This window comes from Variovorax cryoconiti (assembly GCF_051216395.1).
Classification (GTDB): Bacteria; Pseudomonadota; Gammaproteobacteria; order Burkholderiales; family Burkholderiaceae_C; genus Variovorax.
The window spans coordinates 613,500-633,846 of record NZ_JBPJZI010000002.1; the positions used below are offsets into that span (position 1 = coordinate 613,500).

At 69.8% G+C, this 20,347-nt stretch carries 22 protein-coding genes; 10 read left to right on the forward strand and 12 right to left on the reverse strand.

What is annotated here, in order from left to right:
- Window positions 1-17 precede the first annotated feature (17 nt).
- A complete protein-coding gene (locus ACSFA2_RS07610) occupies window positions 18-896 on the forward strand; it encodes a copper chaperone PCu(A)C domain-containing protein (protein WP_435454700.1) in 879 nt (292 codons plus the stop codon).
- An 18-nt stretch (window positions 897-914) separates the two neighbouring features.
- On the opposite strand, the gene ACSFA2_RS07615 is transcribed toward ACSFA2_RS07610, so the two are convergent.
- The 4 genes from ACSFA2_RS07615 to ACSFA2_RS07630 all read right to left on the reverse strand — a co-directional run bounded on the left by ACSFA2_RS07615 (window position 915) and on the right by ACSFA2_RS07630 (window position 4,461).
- Complete coding sequence (locus ACSFA2_RS07615) at window positions 915-1,634, reverse strand: substrate-binding domain-containing protein (RefSeq protein WP_435454701.1); 720 nt, start codon at window positions 1,632-1,634, stop codon at window positions 915-917.
- A gap of 64 nt (window positions 1,635-1,698) precedes the next feature.
- The gene (locus tag ACSFA2_RS07620) at window positions 1,699-2,679 is read right to left on the reverse strand and encodes a Bug family tripartite tricarboxylate transporter substrate binding protein (RefSeq protein ID WP_435454702.1); all 981 of its coding nucleotides are present in this window, start codon (window positions 2,677-2,679) and stop codon (window positions 1,699-1,701) included.
- 52 nt (window positions 2,680-2,731) lie between these two features.
- Entirely contained in the window at window positions 2,732-3,430 is a 699-nt protein-coding gene (gene ligK / locus ACSFA2_RS07625; RefSeq protein WP_435454703.1) for a 4-carboxy-4-hydroxy-2-oxoadipate aldolase/oxaloacetate decarboxylase, read from the reverse strand.
- Between the two features lie 2 nt (window positions 3,431-3,432).
- On the reverse strand, window positions 3,433-4,461 hold the full coding sequence (locus tag ACSFA2_RS07630) for an amidohydrolase family protein (protein ID WP_435454704.1): 1,029 nt from the start codon (window positions 4,459-4,461) through the stop codon (window positions 3,433-3,435).
- 160 nt (window positions 4,462-4,621) lie between these two features.
- On the opposite strand from ACSFA2_RS07630, the gene ACSFA2_RS07635 reads away from it, so the two are divergent.
- The gene (locus tag ACSFA2_RS07635) at window positions 4,622-5,902 is read left to right on the forward strand and encodes a LysR family transcriptional regulator (protein WP_435454705.1); all 1,281 of its coding nucleotides are present in this window, start codon (window positions 4,622-4,624) and stop codon (window positions 5,900-5,902) included.
- 4 nt (window positions 5,903-5,906) lie between these two features.
- Here the strand turns inward: ACSFA2_RS07635 and ACSFA2_RS07640 are convergent, their stop codons facing one another.
- Window positions 5,907-7,127, reverse strand: a complete 1,221-nt coding sequence (locus ACSFA2_RS07640) for a D-amino acid dehydrogenase (RefSeq protein WP_435454706.1) — start codon at window positions 7,125-7,127, stop codon at window positions 5,907-5,909.
- A 224-nt stretch (window positions 7,128-7,351) separates the two neighbouring features.
- On the opposite strand from ACSFA2_RS07640, the gene ACSFA2_RS07645 reads away from it, so the two are divergent.
- The 6 genes from ACSFA2_RS07645 to ACSFA2_RS07670 all read left to right on the forward strand — a co-directional run bounded on the left by ACSFA2_RS07645 (window position 7,352) and on the right by ACSFA2_RS07670 (window position 12,624).
- Window positions 7,352-8,230 (forward strand): transporter substrate-binding domain-containing protein, encoded by an 879-nt coding sequence (locus tag ACSFA2_RS07645; RefSeq protein ID WP_435454707.1) that lies wholly within the window; start codon window positions 7,352-7,354, stop codon window positions 8,228-8,230.
- An 8-nt stretch (window positions 8,231-8,238) separates the two neighbouring features.
- The gene (locus tag ACSFA2_RS07650; protein ID WP_435454708.1) at window positions 8,239-9,009 is read left to right on the forward strand and encodes an aspartate/glutamate racemase family protein; all 771 of its coding nucleotides are present in this window, start codon (window positions 8,239-8,241) and stop codon (window positions 9,007-9,009) included.
- A 70-nt stretch (window positions 9,010-9,079) separates the two neighbouring features.
- Window positions 9,080-9,991 (forward strand): dienelactone hydrolase family protein, encoded by a 912-nt coding sequence (locus tag ACSFA2_RS07655; protein WP_435454709.1) that lies wholly within the window; start codon window positions 9,080-9,082, stop codon window positions 9,989-9,991.
- Between the two features lie 108 nt (window positions 9,992-10,099).
- Window positions 10,100-10,963, forward strand: a complete 864-nt coding sequence (locus tag ACSFA2_RS07660; protein WP_435454710.1) for a ZIP family metal transporter — start codon at window positions 10,100-10,102, stop codon at window positions 10,961-10,963.
- Between the two features lie 125 nt (window positions 10,964-11,088).
- Window positions 11,089-11,328, forward strand: coding sequence for a hypothetical protein (locus ACSFA2_RS07665; RefSeq protein WP_435454711.1), 240 nt, complete (start codon window positions 11,089-11,091; stop codon window positions 11,326-11,328).
- A 57-nt stretch (window positions 11,329-11,385) separates the two neighbouring features.
- Complete coding sequence (locus ACSFA2_RS07670) at window positions 11,386-12,624, forward strand: FAD-dependent oxidoreductase (protein ID WP_435454712.1); 1,239 nt, start codon at window positions 11,386-11,388, stop codon at window positions 12,622-12,624.
- A 13-nt stretch (window positions 12,625-12,637) separates the two neighbouring features.
- On the opposite strand, the gene ACSFA2_RS07675 is transcribed toward ACSFA2_RS07670, so the two are convergent.
- The 7 genes from ACSFA2_RS07675 to ACSFA2_RS07705 form a co-directional block, all read right to left on the reverse strand.
- On the reverse strand, window positions 12,638-13,201 hold the full coding sequence (locus ACSFA2_RS07675) for a DUF3299 domain-containing protein (RefSeq protein ID WP_435454713.1): 564 nt from the start codon (window positions 13,199-13,201) through the stop codon (window positions 12,638-12,640).
- A gap of 29 nt (window positions 13,202-13,230) precedes the next feature.
- Complete coding sequence (locus ACSFA2_RS07680; protein WP_435454714.1) at window positions 13,231-14,493, reverse strand: ABC transporter permease; 1,263 nt, start codon at window positions 14,491-14,493, stop codon at window positions 13,231-13,233.
- Complete coding sequence (locus ACSFA2_RS07685; RefSeq protein ID WP_435454715.1) at window positions 14,490-15,191, reverse strand: ABC transporter ATP-binding protein; 702 nt, start codon at window positions 15,189-15,191, stop codon at window positions 14,490-14,492. The genes ACSFA2_RS07680 and ACSFA2_RS07685 overlap by 4 nt, the downstream gene beginning before the upstream one ends.
- A gap of 7 nt (window positions 15,192-15,198) precedes the next feature.
- Window positions 15,199-15,747: a ZrgA family zinc uptake protein gene (locus ACSFA2_RS07690; RefSeq protein ID WP_435454716.1), complete on the reverse strand. Its 549-nt coding sequence runs from the start codon at window positions 15,745-15,747 to the stop codon at window positions 15,199-15,201.
- Window positions 15,744-16,664, reverse strand: coding sequence for a sulfurtransferase (locus ACSFA2_RS07695; RefSeq protein ID WP_435454717.1), 921 nt, complete (start codon window positions 16,662-16,664; stop codon window positions 15,744-15,746). The genes ACSFA2_RS07690 and ACSFA2_RS07695 overlap by 4 nt, the downstream gene beginning before the upstream one ends.
- Window positions 16,665-16,817: 153 nt before the next feature.
- A complete protein-coding gene (locus tag ACSFA2_RS07700) occupies window positions 16,818-17,750 on the reverse strand; it encodes a DMT family transporter (protein WP_435454718.1) in 933 nt (310 codons plus the stop codon).
- A 22-nt stretch (window positions 17,751-17,772) separates the two neighbouring features.
- Window positions 17,773-18,909 (reverse strand): aromatic ring-hydroxylating oxygenase subunit alpha, encoded by a 1,137-nt coding sequence (locus tag ACSFA2_RS07705; protein ID WP_435454719.1) that lies wholly within the window; start codon window positions 18,907-18,909, stop codon window positions 17,773-17,775.
- 235 nt (window positions 18,910-19,144) lie between these two features.
- Here ACSFA2_RS07705 and xseB point away from each other — a divergent pair, with 235 nt between their 5' ends.
- Both xseB and ACSFA2_RS07715 read left to right on the forward strand, forming a co-directional pair.
- A complete protein-coding gene (gene xseB / locus ACSFA2_RS07710) occupies window positions 19,145-19,414 on the forward strand; it encodes an exodeoxyribonuclease VII small subunit (RefSeq protein WP_435454720.1) in 270 nt (89 codons plus the stop codon).
- Window positions 19,411-20,343, forward strand: coding sequence for a polyprenyl synthetase family protein (locus tag ACSFA2_RS07715; RefSeq protein ID WP_435454721.1), 933 nt, complete (start codon window positions 19,411-19,413; stop codon window positions 20,341-20,343). Before xseB ends, ACSFA2_RS07715 begins: the two co-directional genes overlap by 4 nt.
- Window positions 20,344-20,347: the final 4 nt, after the last annotated feature.

Here is a 20,347-nt window from a genome sequence, read left to right on the forward strand (position 1 = left end):
CCTCCAAAGGAACCCAGATGACGCACCGTACGCACCACCTCTCGCGCCTCGCGCTCGTCGCACTGTTCGCCAGCACCGCCGCCAGCGCTCACGTCACCCTGCCGCCCGGCGGCGCCGCGGCCGGCAGCGACTACGAGGCGGCCTTCCGCGTCGGCCATGCCTGCAAGGACGCCCAGGCCACCACCGGCATCACGGTGCAACTGCCTGAAGGATTTCGCCTGATCGAAGCGCAGGCACGCAAAGGCTGGACGCTCGCCAGCAACCCGCGCGAAGTGGCGTGGAAGGCCGAGTCGCCCGCGACCGCGCTGCCGGGCAGCGAGCGCGCCGAGTTCATCGTGCGCGGCAAGCTCACTGCCACGCCCGGCCCGCTGTACTTCAAGGTGCTGCAGACCTGCGACAAGGGCAGCGCCGACTGGGCACAGCTGCCCGGCACCGGTGTCGACAAGCCGGCCTTCCCCGCGGCGCGCCTCGACGTGCTCGCGCCCGGCGTCGCCGCGGTCGACGTGCGCGATGCCTGGGTGCGCCCCACGGTGCCGGGGCAAAGCGGCACCGGGGCCTTCATGAAGCTCAACGCGCCCGCGGGCGCGCGGCTGGTCGGCGTGTCGACGCCGGCCTCGGGCGTCGCCGAGGTGCACGAGATGAAGATGGACGGCGACACCATGCGCATGCGCGAAGTGAAGGGTGGCTTGGCGCTGCCGGCGCGCCAGACCGTCGAGCTCAAGCCCAGCGGTTACCACGTCATGCTGATGGACCTGAAGCAGCCCCTGGCCAAGGGCGCGACCGTGCCGATGACGCTGCGCTTCGAAGACGCGAAGGGCGTGTCGAGCACGCTCGACGTGCAGGTGCCCGTCGGTGCGCCGGAGGGCACGGCCGCGCCGGCCGGCCACGTGCACTGAGCCGTCCGCTTCGCGCCGTCAGCGGGCCGGTGAAGCGGGGGGTGGCAGCAGGCCGTGTCGCTGCCGCGCAGCGTCGCCCGCTGCCGACGCCATGAAGCGGAGCAGGTCGTTCACCGCGACCTGGCAGGCCGAGCCGCGCACGGGCGCGGCGGAGAACACGGTCGTGATCTGCACCGCCGTCGGCAGCGGCCCGAGCAGGGCGACGCCTTCGAGACCGAGCAGCTCGCTCATCTGCTGAAAGCCCAGCTCGGCGTCGCCGCGCGCCAGCAGCACGCCGACGGGCGTGCCGGGCGGCGCCTGCACCAGCCGGGTTGCGATCTCGTCGGCGATGCCCCATCGCACGAACAGCGCATTCAGCGCCACGCCGCTGGGGCCGGTCGAGAAGGCGATGCGGCCGGCCCGGCAGACCGCCCGGCGCAGCGCGTCTTCGCTGGCGATGTCCGGCCGCGGCGCACCCGCGCGCACGGCCACGCCGACACAGGAACTGGCGATGTCGACCGTGTGCGCAGCGTCGACGCGGCCGGCGGTCGCGAGCCGGTCGATGGCCTCCGACGCGAGCACCACCAGGTCGAAGGCTTCACCGTCGTTCACGCGCTGCGCCGCATCGACACCGCCGACCGATTCGAAGGACACCCGAACGGTCCCACACACGGCATCACGCGCCGCGTACAGCGACGCCAGCTCGGCCAGCAGCCCACGCGTCGCCATCGACGAGATGCCGCGAATCACGGTGCACATGGTTGGCGTCTTAGACGGAAACGATGTCGCCCGGCGTCATCGGCAGTACGCAGCCGTGGTGCGTTCAGTCGGGCTTGATGTTGGCTTCGCGGATCAGCTTGCCGTAGCGCGCCACGTCGGTCTTGATCAGCTTCTCGAACTGCGCGGTCGGGCCGGGCAGCGGCACGCCGCCGGCCGCTGCCAATTGGTCGCGCACCTCGGGCGATTCGATGGCCTTCTGCACAGCATCGTGCAGTTGCGCGATCACCGGCTTGGGCAGGCCGGCCGGGCCGACGATGCCGTACCAGACGCTGGCCTCGAAACCCGGGTAGCCCGACTCCGCAACGGTCGGCACGCCCGGCAGCACGGCGGCGCGGTCCGCGCTCATCACCGCCAGCACGCGCAGCTTGCCCGACTTGGCGAGCGGCAGCACCTCCAGCGCATTGACCGCGACCACGTCGACATGGCCGCCGAGCACGTCGGTGATGGCCTGGGCGCCGCCCTTGTACGGCACGTGCTTGAGCGACAGGCCGGCCGTGTGCTGGAACAGCTCCATCGCCAGGTGCGGCGTTGCGCCGTTGCCGGGCGTGGCGACCGTCACCCCGCTCGGCTTGGCCTTGGCGGCCGCCACCAGGTCGGGCAGGGTCTTGAGGGCCGACTCGGCGCGCACCGCGAAGACCACCGGCACCCGGCCGACCGAGGCGATCGGCGTGAGCTCGCGGTCGATGTCGTAGGGCGCAGGCTGGAACAGCGACGGGTTCACGGCCAGCGCGTTCGCCGCCATCAGCAGCGTGTAGCCGTCGGCCGGGCTGGCGATCACCGATTTGACCGCAATGTTGGTGCCGGCGCCCGGCTTGTTCTCGATGACGACCGGCTGGCCAAGCAGCGTTGATAGCCGCTGCCCCACCGAACGGGCGATGGCATCGACCGCACCGCCGGCGCTGTAGCCCACGACGATCTTCAGCGGCTTGGAGGGGTAGGCGTCGGCGGCGCGTACTGAGGCGAAGGGGCCCAGGGCCATCGCGCTGGCGACGGAGAGGAGAAGTCGGCGGGAGACGGTGTTCATGCGGTCGGTGTCCAGGGAGGTGAAAACGAAAGGAGGCGGTGACGGTGCGTTGTCAGTCGACGTAGCGCAGGCCGGCCTTGGCCAGCCCTTCGCGCATCGCATACATGTCCAGGCCCAGCTCGCCGGCGGCGAAGCGCGCACGCTTGCCGGTCTCGTTGGCCTCGCGCGCTTCGGCGGCGTCCGCCACGCGCGCGGCGAGCGCCGCCGGCACGACAACCACGCCGTCGATGTCGGCCACCACCACGTCGCCCGGCTGTACCAGCGCGCCGGCACACACCACCGGCACGTTCACCGAGCCGAGCGTCGACTTGATGCAGCCCTTCGAATGGATGGCGCGGCTGAAGACGGGGAAGCCCATTTGCGTGAGGTCGCGCACGTCGCGCACGCCGCCGTCGATGACCAGGCCCTTGCAGCCGCGCGCCTGGAACGAGGTCGCCAGCAGGTCGCCGAAGAAGCCGTCGGTGCTGTCGGTGGTGCAGGCCGCGACCACCACGTCACCCGGCTGGATCTGCTCGGCCGCCACGTGCAGCATCCAGTTGTCGCCCGGCTGCAGCAGCACGGTGATGGCGGTGCCGCAGAAACGCGCGTCGGGGTAGATGGGACGGATGCGCGGAGCCATCAGCCCGAGACGGCCGAGCGCCTCGTGCACGGTGGACACGCCGAAGCGCGACAGCTTTTCGACAGCGGCCGCATCGGCACGCGCCACGTGCCGGTGGACGACGCCGAGTTCCGGGTGGATGGGGGTGGCCATGGTCAAAGTCCTCGCTGGATGAGTGCGCGGTCCAGGCGCGGGTACACGCGGCGCGCGTTGCCTTCGTAGATCTGTCGGCGCGCCGCGTCGTCGAGCATCGGCGTGGCGTCGATGTAGCGGCGCGTGTCGTCGTAGGGGAAGCCGGTCTCCGGGTCGATGCCGCGCACGGCGCCGATCATCTCGCTGGCGAACAGCACGTTGTCGACCGGGATCACGCGCGTCAGCAGGTCGATGCCGGGCTGGTGGTACACGCAGGTGTCGAAGAAGATGTTGTTCAGCAGGTGATCCTTGAGCAGCGGCTTCTTCATTTCCTGCGCCAGCCCGCGGAAGCGCCCCCAGTGGTAGGGCACCGCGCCGCCGCCGTGCGGAATGACGAAGCGCAGCGTGGGGAAGTCGGTGAACAGGTCCGACGCGAGGCACTGCATGAAGGCGGTGGTGTCCGCGTTCAGGTAGTGCGCGCCGGTGGTGTGGAAGCAGGCGTTGCAGCTGGTGCTGACATGCACCATGGCCGGAATGTCGTGCTCCACCATCTTCTCGTAGAGCGGGTACCAGTGGCGGTCCGACAGGGGCGGCGAGGTCCAGTGGCCGCCCGACGGGTCGGGGTTGAGGTTGATGCCGACGAACCCGTAGTCCTTGACGCAGCGCTCCAGTTCCGGAATGCAGGTGCGCGGGTCGACACCTGGCGACTGCGGCAGCATCGCCGCGCCGATGAAGTGGTCGGGGAACAGCGCGCTCACGCGAAAGCAGAGCTCGTTGCAGAGGGCGGCCCAGGTCGACGAGACCTCGAAGTCGCCGATGTGGTGGGCCATGAAGCTGGCGCGCGGGCTGAAGATGGTCAGGTCGCTGCCGCGCTCCTTCATGAGGCGCAACTGGTTGTTCTCGATGGCCTCGCGCAATTCGTCGTCGCCGATCTTCAGCGACGACGCGCGCGGCATCGACGAGGGGTCACCGAGGGCGGCGATCTGCTGCTGGCGCCAGGCTTCGAGGGCCTTGGGTGCGGTGGTGAAATGACCGTGGCAGTCGATGATCATGGGCAATCCGTTGAATGACCGTCCCAGTGTGTGCGCCGAGCCGTCGGCTCGGCGTGACTTCACTTGGCCATGACATCAGTTCTGTTTATTGACTAGGGTTTACCCGAGAGCCGGTAGAGGTTCAATCGGGAGGAGAGTGTGCTTTGTGAAAGAACCCGTTGTGCGACACAAAGTTATCGACCGCTGGGACGGCGCGGCGCTGGGCATCAACCTGCGTCACCTGCATGCCTTCTCGGCCGTCGCGGCCGCCGGCAGCATCGCACGGGCCGCCGACGGCCTGTTCCGCGTGCCCTCCGCAGTCACCCGTTCGGTGCTGCAGCTGGAAGCGGTTCTCGGCCGGCCTTTGTTCGACCGCGGCTCACGCGGCGTCTCGCTCAACGCCTACGGCGAACTGGTGCTGGTGCGGGCCCGGCGCATCGAGCGCGAGTTCGAAGAAGCGCGCACGCACCTCGTGGCGCGCGGCGGCGTCGACAGCACGGTGGATCCGCAGTCGCTGTTCACCGCCATCCTGAACGGCCGTCGCCTGGCCGTCATCGCGAGCCTGTCGGAAAAGCGGAACATGCCGTCGGTAGCACGCGACTTCGGCATCACGCAACCGGCCATCAGCGTGGCATTGAAGGATCTGGAGCATGGCCTGGGTGTGCCGCTCTTCGAACGCAAGTCGAGCGGGCTGGTCCCCACGGTGGCGGGTGGCATCGTGGCCTTCTACTTCAAGCGCGTGCTGTCCGAGCTGCGGCACATCGTGCCGGACATCGCGGCCAGCGAAGGCACCCTGCAGGGCAGCGTGCATGTCGGTGCGCTGCCGCTGGGCCGCACGCAGATCCTGCCGATGGCCATTGCGTCGCTGCTCGCGCGGCACCCCCAGCTGCACGTCGGCACGGTCGAGAGCCCGTACGACGCGCTGGCCGCCTCGCTGCGCAGCGGCGACATCGATTTCATCCTGGGCGCACTGCGCAGCGAGGACGAAGCCGTCAATCTGGAGCAGCAGGCGCTCTTCGAAGACTGCATCTCCGTCATCGCCCGCGCCGGGCATCCGCTGGTGCGCGCGCAGGCCATCGACTTCGACCGGCTGCGCGAGGCGACCTGGGCGTTGTCGCGCCACGGCTCGCCTTCGCGCGAGATGCTCGAGCGCTTCTTCTCCGAAGCGAACGAAGCGCCACCGATCCCTGCGGTGGAAACCGGCGACCTCGCGGTGCTGCGCGGGTTGCTGCTCGAAAGCGACATGCTCACCGCCATCTCGGCCCATCAGCTGCGCTACGAAATCCGTGACGGCAGCCTGGTGGTGCTGGACTTCCCGCTCGACCGCACGCACCGTCGCATCGGGCTGACGCAACGGCTGGGTGCATTTGCGTCGCCCGGCGCGCGGGCGCTCATGCAGGAGATCAAGGACGTGGTCGCGCGTTCCGCCGACTTCACGCCGGCGTCGAAGGCGCGGCGCTGAGGGCTCAGGCCGCGAGTGCGTTCACTGCGTCGCCGACCCGTGCGGCCGACCCGAAGGCCAGTGTGAAGCCGAGGGCACCGTGGCCGGTGTTGAAGATCACGTTGCGCGCAGTGCCGGGCCGGTGGCCGATGATCGGCAGCCCGGTGGGCGTGGCCGGGCGCATGCCGGTCCAGGGGTGCAGTTCGTCGTAGCGGTCGAGCTGCGGGAAGACCGCGCGCGTGGCGTCGACCAGCGTCTCGATGCGGCCCGGCGGAATGCCCGCGTCATGGCCGACCAGCTCGGCCATGCCGGCGACGCGCAGGCGCCGGCCGATGCGCGCGAACACCACCTTGCGCGCGCTGTCGGTCACGCTCACGCGCGGTGCGGCGCCCGGTGCCTCGTCGACGTCGAGCGTGATGCTGTAGCCCTTGAGCGGGTACACCGGCACCGAGGTCCCCAGCTTGCGTCCGATGGCGTGCGACGCGGTGCCCAGCGCGACGACGAAGGCATCGGCTTCCACCGGCTCGCCGTCGGTGTGCAGTGCCGCCACGCGGCCCTGGCGTTCGTCGAAGCCGCGCACCTCGGTGCCGAGCACGAAGCGCACGCCGCGCGCGCGCAGCGCCCGCTCCAGCTCGCGGCAGACCTTGAGGCAGTCCGCCGCACATTCGCTGGGCGTGTGCACCGCGCCGGCGATGTGTTCGCGGTAGCCGGCCAGGGCCGGTTCGAGGGCGATGCACTCGTCGGCGCTCACCACCTGCTGCATGCTGCCCATCGCGCGCTGCAGCTCGACCTGCCGGCGCGCGGCCTCGACGCCCTCGGCGTTCTGGTAGAGCACCAGCTTGCCGGTGGCCGAGAAGTCGCAATCGGGCGCGATGTCGGCGCGCATCGCCTCGAAGGCGACGCGGCTTGACGCCGCGAGCGCCAGCAGCGCGGCCGTGCTCTCGCGTGAGGTGTGCGGATTGCAGGCCGCGAGAAATTCGAGGCCCCAGCGCCACTGCAGCGGGTCGAGCTGCGGCCTCAGCTTGAGCGGCGAGTCGGCGGCCAGCAGCAGCTTGGGCAGTTGCGACCAGATCGACGGGTCGGCCAGCGGCTGGACGTACGAGTAGCTCAGCTGCGCGCCGTTGCCGCCGCTCGCGCCGGCGCCGGGCGTGGCCTTGTCGACCACCGTCACCTGGTGGCCTTCCCGTTGAAGGTGCCAGGCTGTCGCCAGGCCCACGATGCCCGCCCCGAGCACACACACGTGCATGAAACGCTTTCTGTCGATGCTGCGATGCAACGACTTTAGATCGCCCGCCATCCACCGGGAAATGCCGAAACCGCGGTGGCCCATAGCCGCAGGGCATGGGTCGGGCCACGCATAACTTTTGAACATGACCCTCGGCACAAAAGGAATGGTGGCGTTTGGCGAACAAGTTTTTACACTGCTCGTTCCGTCATTCCCCTGTCACTTCTCTCGCCGAAAGGGCTCGCATGAAACTCTCCGTACTGATGGCCGCCGTGCTGCTGACCGCCACCGGCGCCCAGGCCGCCGATACGCTGGCCAAGGTCGCCGCGTCGAACAAGATCACGATGGCGTACCGCGAATCGTCCGTGCCCTTCAGCTACCTCGAGGGCCCCGGCAAGCCGATCGGCTTCTCGGTCGAGCTGTCGAACGCCATCGTGGCGGAAGTGAAGAAGAAGCTGAACAAGCCGAACCTGGAAGTGGCCTGGATGTCGGTGACCTCGCAGAACCGCATCCCGCTGCTGTCGAACGGCACCATCGACGTGGAATGCGGCTCGACCACCAACAACACCGCGCGCGCCAAGGACGTGGCCTTTGCCATCAACCACTTCTACACCGGCACGCGCCTCTTGGTGAAGAAGGCCTCGGGCATCAAGAACTACGCCGACCTCAAGGGCAAGCAGGTGGCCATCACCACCGGCACGACCAACATGCTGGTCGTGCGCAAGTACAACGAGGAGAAGAAGCTCGACATCGACATCCTCTCGGCCAAGGACCATGCCGATGCGCTGCTGCTGGTCGAGAGCGACCGCGCCGCGGCCTTCGCGATGGACGACATCCTGCTGTACGGCCTGCGTTCCAATTCGAAGGCCCCGGCCGACCTCGAAGTGGTGGGCGACGCGCTGCAGGTCGAGCCCTATGCCTGCATGCTGCCCAAGGACGACCCGCAGTTCAAGACGCTGGTCGACGGCGTGATCACCGGCATGATGAAGTCGGGCGAGTTCGAGAAGCTCTACAACAAGTGGTTCCTCGGCCCGATCCCCCCGAAGGGCCTGCCGATCGGCCTGCCGATGAGCCAGGAGCTCAAGGACAACATCAAGACCCCGTCGGACAAGCCGGCGACCTGAGAGCACACATGACGCAGGTGGTGGGCATTCTGGGTGGCATGGGCCCGGCGGCGGGCGCCGACTTCGTGCGGCTCTTCGTCGACGCGTGCGCGCAGCACATGCGCGCCGCCGGCGAGCCGGTGCGCGACCAGGCCTTTCCCGAGCATTGGCTCGCGCAGGTGCCGGTGCCCGACCGCACCGGCGCGCTCGAGCGTTCGGGCGAGGGCGCGCACCAGCCGCTCGAGCCGATGCTGCAGGCGCTGGGCCGGTTGGCCGCGCTGGGCAGCCGCGCCGTCGCCATCGCCTGCAACACGGCGCATGCGTGGCACGCCACGCTGCAGCAGCGCTTTCCGCAGATCGAGGTGCTGCACGTGGCGCGCGAGGTCGCGGCGCACCTGGCGGCGCAAGGCGAGACGCGGGTGGCGCTGATGGCCACCGAAGGCACCTACCGCGTGCGCCTCTACGAACAGGCGCTGGCCGATGCCGGACTCGAATGCCACCTGCCGCTGCCTGCCGAACGTGCGCTGGTGATGCGCGGCATCTACGACGGCGTGAAGGCCGGCGACCTGGGCCTGGCCGAGGCCTGTTTTGCCGAGGTCGCGCTGGCGCTGTCGCGGCGCCATGGCGATGTCGCCATCGTCATGGGCTGCACCGAAGTGCCGCTGGGCCTGCAGGGCAGCGCCGCGGCGAAAGGCCTGAAGCTGGTCGACCCGGCGCAGGTGCTGGCCCGCGCACTGGCGAACCGCGCCTACGCGGGGTCATCTCCTCACGGCGCATCGGGTTTCACCGCCATCGCCTAGATTGCGGCGTGCGCCCGTTCGGGCGCGCATCTTTTTTCGCAACCCCCTGGCCGATTTCACAGGAGTGTCCATGCCTTCTTTCGACGATTCCCGCCCCGACCTGCACGCCGACTTCGATTCGCTGCGCCCCGGCGAGAGCACCTCGCAGGGTGCCACGCGCCGCACCGCGCTGAAGGCGGCCCTGGGCGCCGGCTATGCCGCGGCCGCCCTGCCGATCGCCGCGCAGACCGCGATCTCGACGTCCACCGACGGCCTGCAGGCCGGTCCGATCAAGTACACCGTCAACGGCTTCCAGGTGCCGGCCTATGCGGCGGCACCCTCGGGCAAGACCGGCCTGCCGGTGGTGCTGGTCGTCCAGGAAATCTTCGGGGTGCACGAATACATCGCCGACGTCTGCCGCCGCTTCGCCAAGCTGGGCTACCTGGCCATCGCGCCCGATCTGTATGCCCGCCAGGGCGATGCCAGCAAGTACACCGAGATCCCGAAGCTGATGAGCGAGGTGGTGTCGAAGGTGCCCGACGCGCAGGTCATGGCCGACCTCGACGGCGCGCTGCAGTACGCGGCGGCCCACGGCGGCGACGTCTCCAAGGCCGGCATCACCGGCTTCTGCTGGGGCGGCCGCGTTGTCTGGCTCTATGCCGCCACCGGCAAGGTCAAGGCCGGCGTGGCCTGGTACGGCCGGCTGGTCGGCCAGCCCGGCGAACTGACGCCGAAGCACCCGGTCGACGTCGCCACGCAGCTCAAGGCGCCGGTGCTCGGCCTGTACGGCGGCAAGGACCAGGGCATCCCTCTTGACACGGTTGATAAGATGAAATCAGCCCTGGCCAGCGGATCCGACGCGGCCAAGGCATCGCAATTCGTCGTGTACCCCGACGCGGGTCATGCGTTCCATGCCGACTACCGGCCGAGCTACCTCAAGGAGGCGGCCGACGATGGTTGGCGCCGGGCCCAGGCCTGGTTCAAGACGCATGGCGTCGCTTAACCCTCGGCACGGCGTCGCCTAGCCTTCGGGCAGGGCGGCACCCGCCTCGTGCACGACGAACAGCCGCCCTTCGGGGCGGTTGTCGTTTGGGCATTCGAAGAAGCATCTATGAACCTGTTGATCATCCTTGCGGCCACGCTGGTCGCCGGCATCGGAAGCGTGTGGGTCGCGGCCCTCTTGATGCGCGTGGGCGTGCGCAGCACCGGTGGCGTCAATGCCCAGCACCTCTTGAGCCTGGCGGCCGGCGCGCTGCTCGCGACCGCTTTCATGCACCTGCTGCCCGAGGCCTTCGAAAGCGGCATCGAGCCGGCCTGGCTGTTCGGCACGCTGCTGTTCGGCGTGGTCTTCTTCTTCCTGCTCGACAAGGCCGAGCTGTGGCACCACGGGCACGAGCATGGCGATGCGCACAGCCATGGTCACGCGCACGACCATGCCCACGCGCACGGCCATGCCCACGCCCCGCGCACCGGCGGCTGGGCGGTGCTCACCGGCGACAGCGTGCACTGCTTCGGGGACGGCATCCTGATCGCCTCGGCCTTCATCGCCGACCTCCGCCTCGGGCTGGTGGCCGCCCTGGCGGTGCTGGCGCACGAGGTGCCGCACCACATCGGCGACCTGGTGGTGCTGCGCCAGACCTCGTCGACCTCGAAGGTCGCGCTGGTCAAGGTGTCGCTGGCCGGCACCATGACCGCGCTGGGCGGGCTGGTGGGCTGGTGGCTGGTCGACCAGCTGCACGGCTGGCTGCCGTACTTCCTGGTGCTGGCGAGCAGCAGCTTCGTCTACGTGGCGCTGGCCGACCTGATTCCGCAGCTGCAGAAGCAACTGCCGGCGCGGCAGACCTTCGCGCAGATCGCCTGGCTGGTCGCCGGCATCGTGCTGGTGACGGGGGTGAGCCGGCTCGCGCATGGCGAGCACGACCACGGCGCGCATGACGCGGTGCACAACCAGGAAGCGCACGACCACAAGCACTGATCGGGGCGCCGGCGCAAGTCCGCGGCGAAGGCCCCTTCCGACATCGTGGCGGCCTCTTGGCTGTTGCGTCGTCGGCCATTGAGGCGCAGCATCGTGATCACCGACTTCTTGCACGGGATCCGACCATGAATGCAGCCCACCCTCCGCACCTCCATGCCCAACCGCCGATCGCCGACGCGGAAGACGTCGACGACGAGGAGAGCGCCGATGGCTTCGATTCGGCCGAGTCCGATGACGCCGGCAGTGAAGGCCCGGACGTGCTGGCCGAAGAGACCGGCATCGACCTCACCGACGCGAGCGAACTCGACGCCGACAACGTGCCCGCTGACGAAGAGCACGACCGCGTGTTCCAGGCGCCAGATTGAGTTTGCCGCTGCCGTGACGAGGAGCCGGCGCAGGCCGGATGTCGAGCACGCCGCGCCATGACCGTGCCTGATCGCTGCCGTTGCTGCATCGCCGGGGGCGGTCCTGCCGGCATGATGCTGGGCCTGCTGCTGGCGCGCGCTGGCGTCGACGTGGTGGTGCTGGAGAAACACGGCGACTTCCTGCGCGATTTCCGCGGCGACACGGTGCATCCGTCGACGCTCGACGTGATGGCCGACCTCGGCCTGCGGGCGTCCTTTCTGGCCCGGCCGCATGACGAAGTCCGCACCTTGCGGGCCACCATCTCGGGCCAACCCGTGACCGTGGCCGACTTCTCGCGGCTCTCGGCGGCGCATGGCTTCATCGCGCTGATGCCGCAATGGGAGTTCCTGGATTTCCTGCGCGACGAGGCCGAACGCCACGCCAACTTTCGGCTGTTGCTCGATGCCGAAGCCGTGGGCTTGGCCGAAAACGGGCGGGCCCGCGTCGACGGCGTGCGCTTTCGCGATGCGCAGGGCGCTGAACACGTGCTGGCCGCCGACCTGGTGGTCGCCGCCGATGGCCGACGCTCTACCTTGCGCGCGGCGGCCGGGCTGTTGGTCCGCGAGATCGGTGCGCCGATCGACGTGCTGTGGATGCGCCTGCCCAAATCGCCCGGTGACGACAACCAGACCGGTGGCTATGTCGGCGCCGGCTACTTCATGGCGACCATCGACCGCGGCAGTTACTGGCAGTGCGCCTACGTGATCCCCAAGGGCGAGATCACGGCCATCCAGTCGCGCGGCATCGAGGCCTTCCGCGCCTTGGTGGCACGCGCGGCGCCTTCGCTGGCCGGGCGCGTGAACCACATCGCCGGCTGGGACGACGTGAAGCTGCTGAGCGTGGCAGTCGACCGGCTCGACCGGTGGTGGAAGCCGGGCTTGCTGTGCATCGGCGACGCGGCGCATGCGATGTCGCCGATCGGCGGCGTGGGCATCAACCTGGCCGTGCAGGATGCTGTGGCGGCAGCCAACCTGCTGCGCGATGCGTTGGCGGACCGTTCGGTCGATGCCGACGCGCTCACGCCGCTGCTCGCCCGTGTGCAGCAGCGCCGGCTGTTTCCGGCGCGGGTCACGCAGGCGGTGCAGGTGGCGATCCAGAACCGCTTGCTGGCGCCGGTGCTGCAGCGCGATGGCGCCGATGCGGCACCGTTCGACGTGCCGTGGCCGCTGCGGTGGATGCAGCGTCTGCCCTGGCTGCAGGCTCTGCCTGCGTATGCGGTGGGCATCGGCGTGCGGCCGGAGCGCGTGCGGTCGTGAGCGCTGCGCCGCGCTACTTCGCCGACGCCGGCGCCGGCGCCGGCGCCGTGTACGCCGTCACGCTCTGCGCCTCCATGCGGTAGCCGGCCACGCCCATGCCCGAGGTGCTGCGCGCCGCCTTGAGCGTGCCGACCACCCACACCGCATCCATCGAACGGAACTTCGCGGCCTTCGCCGGGTGCACGTGCAGGATCTGGTTGGCCGGCGGTGGCGGCGTGTGGATGCAGGCGCCGAAGTAGGGCACCAGCAGGAACTCGGTGATCTCGCCGGCCTTCTTCTGCTCCAGCGGCACGATGTAGCCGGGGATCTTCACCTGCGCGCCGTCCATGGCGGGGTTGGCGGGCGCGTTGTCGAAGGCGGCCTGCATCTTCTTCATCAGCGCGGCGGCGCGCGGGTCGCCGTCCTTCAGCTGGCCGGGGTCGGTGGCGCCGATCTCCTTCATCGGGTCCCAGTCCTTGGGCACGAGTTCGTCCCAGGCGATCTCGCGCACGGCACCGGGTTCGACGGCGATGGCGTTTCCGAGCATGGCGCTGCCGATGGCGGCGAGCACGAGGTGGCGACGGCGAAGGGGGTTCATGGTCGTTCCTTGCAGGGTGGTGCAGCGCGTCACAGACGCGGCGAGAGCCCATCGGCCAGTGAGAGCCGGTAGGCGCGCAGAGCGGGCAGCAGGCTGGCGGCCCAGCCCGCCAGCAGCAGGGCACCGATCAGCAGGCCTTCGTTCGCGGTGGGGGCCGAGAGCGCCAGCGTCAGCCCGAAGTGTGCCTGCAGCCACGGCGACAGCAGCGCGATGCCCACGGCCGTGGCGGCGGCGCCGAGCAGCACGCCGACCAGCGTGACGAGCGCACCCTCGAGGGCCAGCAGCGCCAGCACATGGCGCAGCATGGCGCCGGCCGCGCGCAGCACGGCGAGCTCGCGGCGCCGCTGGTCGAGGCCGGCGAGCACCACCGCCACCAGGCCTGCGAGGCTCACCAGCGCGACCAGGGCCGACATCAGCAGCAGCGCGTTCTCGCCGACGCCGATCACGTCCCACAGCTCGTCGAGCGCAACGCCGGGCAGCACCGCCATCAGCGGCTCGCCGCTGTAGGTCGACACCCAGCGCTGCACGCCGAACACGGCCGCGCGGTTCTTCAGGCCCACCAGCGCGGCCGTCACGTTCTTCGGCGTGAGGTCGATATCGCCCAGCTTGGCCACCGGCACGCGCAGGCCCGGCATCGGCGCACCGCCGCGCCAGTCCAGGTGGATCGCCTCCATCGCCTGCAGGCCGATGTGCACCGTGCGGTCGACCGGCGTGCCGGTGCGCGCGAGGATGCCGACCACCGTGAAAGGCTTGTCGGCATGCTCGGCCACCGTCAGTTCGCCGGTGCCGTGGGCCAGCGTGATGCGCTGGCCCACGCGGTAGCCCAGGCGCTCGGCCACGTCGGCACCGATGACGGCGTCGAACAGCGCCTCGAAGGGCTGGCCTTCGCGCAGCACCAGCGCCTGATGGTCGCCGTAGTGGAAGTGCTCGAAGTAGGCCGGTGTGGTCGCGAGCACCGCGAAGCCGCGGTGTGAATCGCCCAGCGACAGCGGCACCACCCAGTCGACGCCGTCGTGCGCCGACAGCGCCTGCACGCTCTGCCACGCGATGTTGTTGGTCGCCGAGCCGATGCGGAACACCGAATACAGCAGCAGCTGCGTCGAGCCGGTGCGTGCCCCGACGATCAGGTCGGTGCCCGAGACGGCTGACGAGAAGCTCTCGCGCAACTGCGTGCGGATGCGCTCGACGCCCAGCAGCAATAGCGTCGACAGCGCGATCGACAGCACTGTCAGCACCAGCGTGAAACGGCGGTTCCAGGCACTGCGCCAGGCGATGGCGAAGAGGGCGGTCACGGCGACGCTCCGTCTTGCGCGCGGTTGATGTCCGGCAGGCGCAGCTCGCGCCCGAAGCGAGCGGCCAGGCGGCGGTCGTGGCTCACGAAGACCAGCGCGCTGTGGTGTGCGGCGCAGGCGGCCAGCAGCACGTCGAGGAAGGCGTCGCGGTGCGCCTCGTCGAGCGCCGAGGTCGGCTCGTCGGCGATCACCAGCTCGGGCCGGCCGATGAGCGCGCGCGCCGCGGCCACGCGCTGCTGCTGGCCGACCGACAGCTTCATCGCCGGACGGCGCCAGAGCGCTGCATCGAGCCCCATGCCGTCGAGCAGTGCCTCGGCCTGCACGCGCGCCGAGCCTTCCTGCGCCGCCTGTGCGCGGCGGCGCGGCGAGAAGCGGCAGGGCAGCAGCACGTTATCGAGCACGCTGAGGTAGGGCAGCAGGTTGAACTGCTGGAAGATGTAGCCGACATGCGCCACACGGCAGCGGTCGCGTGCGGCGCCCGAGAGCGCGGCCCAGTCGTGCCCCAGCAGCGTCACGCGGCCGGCATCGGCCACCAGCACGCCTGCCATGAGCGACAGCAGCGTGCTCTTGCCGCAGCCGCTCGGGCCGTGCAGGAAGAGCGTCTCGCCGGAGGCCACGTGCAGCCGGTCGATGTCGATGCAGGGCGCGGTGCCCGGCCAGCCGAAGCGCAGGGCCTCGATCGCGAGAACCGTGTTCACCGCCGCGTCACTTGCTCCACGCGAGGCGCGCGTTGGGCCGCTTGAGCGTGCGCTTGAACTGGCCTTGCGGCGCGACGATCTGCACCTCGATCTGGCGCGGGCCCTTGAAGGCGGAGAACAGGCCCACGTCGATGAACTTCGTTGCAGCGGCGCTGGCGCAGTTGAAGGCGAAGGTCGCGTCCAGGTCGGCATGGCCGGCCGCCGGTGCGCCCGCGGGCGTCGCGCCCAGGCCCAGCACCGGCGCGCGCAGTTCGACCGGCCCCAGCTTGCAGTTGCCGGCCGGGTCGATGGTGAAGAGCGTGTCGGCCGCGCGCAGCTTGGCCACGGCGTCGTCGACCGCCTTCTTCTCGTCGTCGTTGCGCGGCGCGCGCTCGAAGCCGACGAAGTTGTCCAGTGGCGACGCCATCGTGACGACGACCGTCGGGCCGTCGACCACGACGTCGAGCTTGATCTGGCCGTGCACATGGGCCGGCTGCGATTGCGCCTGCAGCGCGAAGGAGGCCGCGACGAGCGCGGCGGCAGCGAGAAGACGAAAGAAGAAGCATCCGCGGATCATGGTTCTGCGCCTTGCCGGGTCGGCAGCCCCGGCGTGTTGCTCCATTCGCTCCAGCTGCCGGCATAGAGCGCGGTCGGCCCGAGGCCCGCGATCTCCATGGCGAGCAGGTTCGGCACGGCGCTCACGCCGCTGCCGCACTGGTGGACGACCGTCGAGGGATCGCGCCCGGCCAGCAAGGTTTCGAATTCGGCGCGCAGCTGCGCGGCGGGCTTGAACTTGCCGTCCGGACCGATGTTCTCGGCGAAGGGGCGGTTCAGCGCCCCGGGGATGTGACCGGCGATCGGGTCCAGAGGTTCCACCTCGCCGCGATAACGTGCAGCGGCGCGCGCGTCGATCAGCGTCTGGTCAGGCTGGCCCAGATGCGCGACGACGTCGCCCGTCACGCGCAGCATGGCCCGCGGTTCCGAGGGCACGAAGTTCGACTGGAAATGCGCAGGCTCTTCGCCGTGGGCCACCGCGCCGCCACCGGCCTGCCAGGCCTGCAGGCCGCCGTCGAGGACGGCCACGGCCTCGTGGCCCATCCACTTGAGCATCCACCAGAGGCGACCGCAGTAGTTGGCGCCGTTGCGGTCGTACACCACCGCCTGCATGTCGTTGCGAAAGCCGATGCTCGAGAGCCATGTGGCGAACTTCTCGCGGCTGGGCAGCGGATGGCGGCCGCCCGAGGCGGGCTCGCCGTCTTCGTGCGCCACGACCACGGCGCCGTCCTTGCCGGGACGGCCGTGCGCGGCGCTCAAGTCGGTGTCGAGGTTGGCGTACACCGCGCCGGCGATGTGCAGGTCGCGGTACTGCGCCGCGCCGGCCTCGGGCTTCATCAGGTCGAAGCTGCAGTCGAACACCATCAGCGGGGCGGCGGCCGCGCGCAGGGCGACCAGTTGTTCGAAGGAAATCAGAGTGGTGAAGGACGGACGGTGCATCTCTTGGCCTCGACGAAAGTCAGATTCCCCAACGATAACCGCGCTCCCTGACTCTTTCGCGGAACACCGCGGAACCGGCTTTGCCGGGCCGCTGGTGTTGCCCCCGGTAGGGGGTGGGCGCCCGACACGGAGTGCGGGCAACCTGGGGGCGAGCTAATGTTCTTCGGCCGGCGCCTTGGGCAGCGACCGTTGCCGCAGGAAGGTGGCGGCGATGCCGCTCGCGATGATGAGCGCCATGCCGCCCCAGCCCATCGCGTCGATGCGGTCGTCGAACAGCACCACGCCGTAGAACGCGGCGAAGATGATGCCCGAGTACTGCAGGTTGGCCACCAGCAGCGTGCCGCTTTCCGACTTGGCCGTGGCGTAGGCGCGCGTCATGCACAGCTGGCCGCCAGCGGCCAGCACGCCCACCGGCAGCAGCCAGGCGGCGTGGCCCCAGGTCCATTGCGCCCAGGGCGTGAAGCCGGTGATCGCGGTCGCCACGGCACCGGCCACGGCCGAGCCCACGGCGAAGTAGAAGACGGTGCGGGCTTCGGGCTCGCCGGCGCGCGACAGCGCCACCACCTGCATGTAGGCAAAGGCGGCGGTCAGCCCCGACAACATGCCCATCAGCCCGGCGAAGCCCTGGTTGCCGGCGACACTCGGCTTCAGCATCAGGACCACCCCTGCGAAGCCGGCGAGCACCGTGAGGATCAAGGGCCCCTGCAGCGGCGGCCGCGGCACCTTGCCGTCGCGCCCCGGCACGGGCACCCAGGCGAGCAGCGCGCCGCCGATGAGGAAGGCTGCGATCCACACGCTGCTCATGTAGTTGAGCGTGACGGCGGTGGCCAGCGGCAGGTTCGCGATCGCGTAGAACCAGGCACCGAGCGACACCACGCCGATGAGGCTGCGCCAGGCGTGCATGGCGGGGTAGCGCGTGCCGAGCGACACGCCCCGGCTGCGCGCGAACATCCAGAGAAAGACGATGCCGATCAGACCGCGGTAGAGCACCAGCTCGGCGCTGGTGAACCAGGCCGAGGCGTACTTCACACACAGGCCCATGGTCGCGAACAGCAGCGCGCCCAGCACCATCCAGAGCGATTGCATCAGCGGCCCACCCTCGGTGCGGTCAAGCCCGCATGGCGGCGCGGTACCACTCGTGGAACTGCTGCATGCCGTCTTCCATGGGGCTCTGGTAGGGCCCCGTCTCGTTCTCGCCGCGCAGCATCAGCGCGCGGCGGCCGGCGTCCATGCGCTCGGCGATCTCGTCGTCTTCGACGCAGGTTTCCATGTAGGCCGCCTGCTGCGCCTCGACGAATTCGCGCTCGAAGGCAACGATCTCCTCGGGGTAGAAGAACTCGACCATGTTGAGCGTCTTGGTCGGGCTGATGGGGTGGAGCGTCGACACCGTGAGCACGTGCGGGTACCACTCGACCATCACGTGCGGGTAGTAGGTCAACCAGATCGCGCCGTACTTCGGCGGCTTGCCGTCGCGGTACTTCAGCAGCTGCTCCTGCCACTTCTGGTAGACCGGGCTGCCGGCGCGCCCCAGGCGGTTGGCCACGCCCACTGTCTGCACCGAGAAGTTGTCCTTGAATTCCCAACGCAGGTCGTCGCAGGTCACGAAGCTGCCGAGGCCGGGGTGGAAGGGGCCGACGTGGTAGTCCTCGAGGTAGACCTCGATGAAGGTCTTCCAGTTGTAGTTGCACTCGTGCAGTTCGACGCGGTCGAGCGCGTAGCCGCTGAAGTCGAGGTCGGCCCGCGGCCCCAGTCCGGCCAGGTCGGCCGCCACGTTGCGGCCGCTGCCGTCGCGGTTCTTCTCGAACAGCAGGCCGTTCCACTCTTCCAGTGGGTAGTTGTGCAGGTTGAGGCAGGGGTCCTGCGCGAAATGGGGCGCGCCGATCAGCGTGCCGGTGGTGCGCGCGTCGGCGGCCGCGTAGGTCCAGCGGTGCAGCGGGCAGACGATGTTGCCCCCGGTGCGGGTGTCGAGTTCGCCCCGACCCCGCAGGATCAGCGCCTGGCGGTGCCGGCAGACGTTGGAGATCAGCTCGACGCCCTTGGGCGTGTGCACCAGCGCGCGGCCGTCATGTTCCTGCGGCAGCGTGTGGAAATTGCCGGGTTCGGGCACGGCGAGGCGGTGGCCCACATAGCGCGGCCCGTTGGCGAAAAGCGTCTGCAGCTCGCGGGCATAGAGCGCCTCGTCGAAGTACGCGGAAACCGGGAGTTGGCTCTGGGCCTGCTGCAGCTGAAGACTTAAATCAGACATGGGTGACCTGACCAAGCTCCCCACAGGGAGAAAAGGAAAAAGAGGCGCTGCTGGAGGTGCGACCGCCCGAGAGGACAACGCCGGCGGGCGCCGGCGTGGAGGAGGGAAGGATTGTACCCGGGGGCCTTTTCCATGCGCCTTGACATGGAACAGGTCGGTGCCGATCCGGGCGGCGGACGGGCGGGGGCCGCCATGGAAACTAAAATGCACGGTTTCACCCACGATTTGCCCCTGCATGCCCAAGGCGCCTTCCACTCTCCCGCCGCCCTTGCCGGCGGACGCCCCCGACACCGGTGCGCTGCCCGCGAGCTACGAAGCCGGGCTCCAGGAGCTCGAACGGCTGGTGAACGAACTCGAGTCCGGCCAGATGCCACTCGACCAGCTGCTCGTGAGCTACCAGCGCGGTGCGGCCCTGCTGAACTTCTGCCGCGACAAGCTGCAGGCGGTCGAAGATCAGATCAAGGTGCTCGACGCGGGAAGCCTCAAGGCGTGGTCGGCCGAATGACGGCCGCACGCACGGGTGTACGCACGGACACCGGCTGGGACGCGCAGCGCCTGGCGACCTGGAGCGGCCCGCACCTGGCGAACGTGGAAGCGGCCCTGTCGCGCTGGGTCGGCATCGACGCCCCGGTGCAACTGGGCGACGCGATGCGCTATGCGGTGCTCGACGGCGGCAAGCGCCTGCGGCCGCTGCTCGTGATGGCGGCCAGCGAGGCGGTGCACGGCGACGCGGCCGCGGCCCTGCGCGCAGCCTGCGCCACCGAACTCATCCATGCCTACTCGCTGGTGCACGACGACCTGCCCTGCATGGACAACGACATCCTGCGCCGCGGCAAGCCGACGGTGCATGTGCAGTTCGGCGAAGCCGACGCGCTGCTGGCGGGCGACGCGCTGCAGGCGCTGGCCTTCGAGCTGCTCACGCCCGACGACACGGGCATCGCCCCCGAGGTGCAGGCCAAGCTGTGCCGCCTGCTGGCCCGCGCGGCCGGCAGCCAGGGCATGGCCGGCGGTCAGGCGATCGACCTGGCCAGCGTCGGCCTGGCGCTCGACGAGGCGCAGCTGCGCGAAATGCATCGCCTGAAGACCGGCGCGCTGCTGCAAGGCAGTGTCGAGATGGGCGCGGCCTGCGCGCAAGGCGTGGCGCCTGCTGCGCTCGACGCGCTGCGCGCCTACGGCGCCGCGCTGGGCCTGGCCTTTCAGGTCGTCGACGACATCCTCGACGTGACCGCCGATTCCGCGACGCTCGGCAAGACCGCCGGCAAGGACGCCGCAGCCGACAAGCCCACCTACGTGTCGCTGCTGGGCCTCGACGGCGCCCGCGCGCAGGCGTCGCAGTTGCTCGACGAGTCGCTCGCCGCACTCGATCGCAGCGGTCTGGACGACACCGAAGCGCTGCGCGCGCTGGCAACCATGGTCGTGGACCGCGACCGATAACAAG